Source organism: Mesorhizobium sp. M5C.F.Ca.IN.020.29.1.1 (assembly GCF_003997375.1).
Taxonomy (GTDB): domain Bacteria; phylum Pseudomonadota; class Alphaproteobacteria; order Rhizobiales; family Rhizobiaceae; genus Mesorhizobium; species Mesorhizobium wenxiniae.
On record NZ_RZSW01000578.1, the window covers coordinates 1 to 3,802 of the forward strand.

Sequence of the window (3,802 nt, forward strand, 5' to 3'; positions counted from 1 at the left end):
CGACAAGGCTATGCACCATTTGTTCGCCGAGGTCATCGACAATTCGATGGACGAGGCGGTCGCCGGCCACGCGACCTTCATCGATGTCGAGCTCTCGGCCGATGGATATCTGGCGGTGACCGACAATGGCCGTGGTATCCCGGTCGATCCGCATCCGAAATTCAAGAAGCCGGCGCTCGAAGTCATCATGACGACGCTGCATTCGGGCGGCAAGTTCGACAGCAAGGTCTACGAAACCTCGGGCGGCCTGCACGGCGTCGGCGTCTCCGTCGTCAACGCACTGTCGGACCATCTCGAGGTCGAGGTCGCGCGCGGGCGCCAGCTCTATCGCCAGCGTTTTTCGCGCGGTGTTCCGGTGACCGGCCTGGAGCAACTCGGCGAGGTGCATAACCGGCGCGGCACCAGGATACGCTTCCATCCCGACGAGCAGATCTTCGGCAAGGGTGCGGCATTCGAGCCGGCGCGGCTCTACCGCATGACGCGCTCGAAGGCCTATCTGTTCGGCGGCGTCGAGATCCGCTGGACCTGCGATCCGTCGCTGATCAAGGAGAAGGACACGACGCCGGCTAAGGCCGAGTTCCATTTTCCCGGTGGCCTCAAGGACTATCTGAAAGCCTCGCTCGGCGACGAATTCCAGGTCACCCGCGAAATTTTTGCCGGCAAAAGCGACAGGCAAGGCGGCCACGGTTCGCTCGAATGGGCGGTGACCTGGTTCGGCGGCGACGGGTTCCTCAATTCCTACTGCAACACCATTCCGACCGGCGAAGGCGGCACGCACGAGGCCGGCTTCCGCAACGTCCTGACGCGCGGCTTGCGTGCCTATGCCGATCTGGTCGGCAACAAGCGTGCTTCGATCGTCACGTCGGAGGACGTCATGATCTCAGCGGCAGGCATGCTGTCGGTGTTCATCCGCGAGCCGGAATTCGTCGGTCAGACCAAGGACAGGCTGGCCACGATCGAAGCCATCAGGATCGTCGAGACCGCCATCCGCGACCCCTTCGATCACTGGCTAGCCGATAATCCGCAGGAAGCTTCGAAGCTGCTCGAATGGGTGATCGCGCGTGCCGACGAGCGGGTGCGCCGGCGCCAGGAAAAGGAAGTCTCGCGCAAGAGCGCGGTGCGCAAGCTGCGGCTGCCCGGCAAGCTCGCCGACTGCACGCAGAATGCCGCGGCCGGCGCAGAACTCTTCATTGTCGAGGGCGATTCGGCCGGCGGCTCGGCGAAACAGGCGCGCGACCGCGCCAGCCAGGCGGTGCTGCCGCTGCGCGGCAAAATCCTCAACGTCGCCAGCGCCGGCAACGACAAACTTGCCGGCAACCAACAGATTTCCGACCTGATCCAGGCGCTTGGCTGTGGCACACGCTCGAAGTACCGCGACCAGGATCTGCGCTACGACCGGGTCATCATCATGACAGATGCCGACGTCGACGGCGCCCATATCGCTTCGTTGCTGATCACCTTCTTCTATCAGGAGATGCCGAGCCTGGTCCGCGGCGGCCATCTCTATCTGGCGGTGCCACCGCTCTACTCGATCCGGCAAGGCGGCAAGGTCGCCTATGCCCGCGACGATGCGCACAAGGACGAACTTCTGCACACCGAGTTCACCGGGCGCGGCAAGGTCGAAATCGGCCGCTTCAAGGGGTTGGGCGAAATGATGGCCGCCCAGCTCAAGGAAACCACCATGGACCCGAGAAAGCGCACGCTGCTCAGGGTCGATGTTATCGAGGCCGAGGCGGCGACCAAGGATGCGGTCGACGCGCTGATGGGCACCAAGCCGGAAGCCCGCTTCCGCTTCATCCAGGAACGTGCGGAATTCGCCGAGACCGAAGTGCTGGATATCTGAGCGTCTTCTGCTCGGCGACCGCAAACGGCGATCGTTGCTGCAGATCGCGGCCTTGCTGCGCATGATCGCCGCGATCAAGGATTTCCCGGATTTCTTCGCGAAGGAAGGGTAATCCGATGAATGTGACAAGCACTAGAAACGCGATTGAAGCAAGCCGGTGCCGCTTTGCATGTCAAGCAGCGCTGAAAGCGCCGAAATAGTTGCGTCTGCTGCTTTGAAATCCGGCGACTTCTGCAATTTTGTGTCCTATTTGCAACAACAAAGAGGAACCGTTGTCCAACCGACTCGAAGAGAGACCGCGCATATGGACCAAAGCCTGCAGTCTAAGGTAGTAGTTTGCTATTATTAGGGGGCAAATTATGCGCAAGATTCTTCTCGCATCCATTCTCGTTATTGGCTCATCCGAGGTTGCAATCTCGGCCGACGCTGTGATTGATACACTACCCGTTGAGTCGGCCTACAACTGGAGCGGCGCCTATTTGGGCGGATTTATCGGCTACGGTTTTGGTGACACCGAACATCTCAATCCGCCCGGTGAGACGGGAAATCTGGACATCGACGGGGTCATCGGCGGTGTCGCCGTGGGCTACAACTACCAGGTGGACCATTACGTTCTTGGCGTCGAGGCAGACATTGCCTGGTCGGGCATAGACGGTTCCCACGGGCCAGCTTTGTTCAACACCTTCAATTGCGGGTCGGGCCCGTGCGAGACTGAAGTCAACTGGCTTGCCACAATCCGCGGCAGGGCGGGCTATGCTTTCGACAATATCCTGCCATACGTAACTGGTGGTGTGGCGATCGGAGGCGTGGATGCACGCATCCAAAATGCCCCCACGTTGCAGGACGGCGAGGAGACTCAGATCGGCTGGACGGTGGGCGCAGGTATTGAATACGGCATCACGCAGCAATGGACCGCCAAGGTCGAATACCTCTACACTGATCTCGGAGATTGGCGGTACGACAGCGACGGCTCGGACTTCAGCGCCACGGCAAAGTTCTCAACCGTGAAGTTCGGCGTCAATTACCGATTCTGACTATCGGCCTGTCCTGATTTCTCGCTCGGGTGTTGTAGAACGCCCGAGCTTCTGGTGTTGCGCAAACCACAGACAGTCCGTTTGAGTGTCAGGCCGCAGCGATCGCCAGCGCATGGCCACGCGCGTTTTCGCGAAGCGCATCGAGATGGATCGATTTGACCAATCCGGCGAGATCGCCTTCGGCGGACTGCCCGCCCAATTCCTTCAGCATTAGCCAGCTCACTTCCTGGACGCCGGCGAGGCGCTTGCCATTGGCAACCTCGCGCCAGATCTTTAGCGCGCGCAGGATGATCGCGTGCGTGGCCGCGGCAAGGCCGGCGCTGCGGAACAGCGCCTGCAGCGCCACGTCATGCCCGCCGGCCAGCAGCGCCCTCACCCGTTGTTCGGATTGCTGGCTGAGCGCGACCAGCGCCGAGCCGAAGAAGTCGACCTTGCCATGCGCGATGGTACGAATGATGAAGCTTGCTGTCAGGTCGCCGCGCAGGCGCAGATGCTCGATGAGCGCCGCATGTTCTTCCTGGCGCGTGCCTTCGATCAGCGTCATGGAAGCTTTGACGCAGGCGTCGCGCATGACGCGCTCGGTTCTGGCACGGCCCATCAGCGCCACCACCAGCGGCGAGCCTTTAAGCGTTTCACCAAGTTTTATCAGCAGCATATGCCGGCAGTCGGCGGGCAGACGCGCGTCTGCTATCAGCGCTTCGCGCACCGAAGGCAGATGGCCATGACGTTCGGCGATACGGCGGAAGCTGAGCGAAGCGATGTCGGCGCCGCTGTTGGCGAGAAGCGTGGCGCAGGCTTCCGGCTCGCCGATTTCGGCGATCGCCGCGGCAACCGCCATGGAGACGCGCGCACGATCGGCGATCAGTTTCTGCGTCGCCTTTTGGCCACCCGCAACGCGGTCGATCAGATCGGCATCGGTGAGCAG

At 61.6% G+C, this 3,802-nt stretch carries 3 protein-coding genes; 2 read left to right on the top strand and 1 reads right to left on the bottom strand.

Annotated elements, in window-relative coordinates:
• Together EOA85_RS29990 and EOA85_RS29995 are read left to right on the top strand one after the other, a co-directional pair.
• Nucleotides 1-1,843, top strand: a 1,843-nt coding sequence (locus EOA85_RS29990) for a DNA topoisomerase IV subunit B (protein WP_164759974.1), incomplete at its 5' end; no start/stop codon positions are given.
• A 359-nt stretch (nt 1,844-2,202) separates the two neighbouring features.
• Nucleotides 2,203-2,877: an outer membrane protein gene (locus tag EOA85_RS29995; RefSeq protein ID WP_127212158.1), complete on the top strand. Its 675-nt coding sequence runs from the start codon at nt 2,203-2,205 to the stop codon at nt 2,875-2,877.
• Nucleotides 2,878-2,965: 88 nt separating this feature from the next.
• Here the strand turns inward: EOA85_RS29995 and EOA85_RS30000 are convergent.
• Nucleotides 2,966-3,802: DUF2336 domain-containing protein (locus EOA85_RS30000; RefSeq protein WP_127212159.1), on the bottom strand; the 837-nt coding region annotated here is incomplete at its 5' end.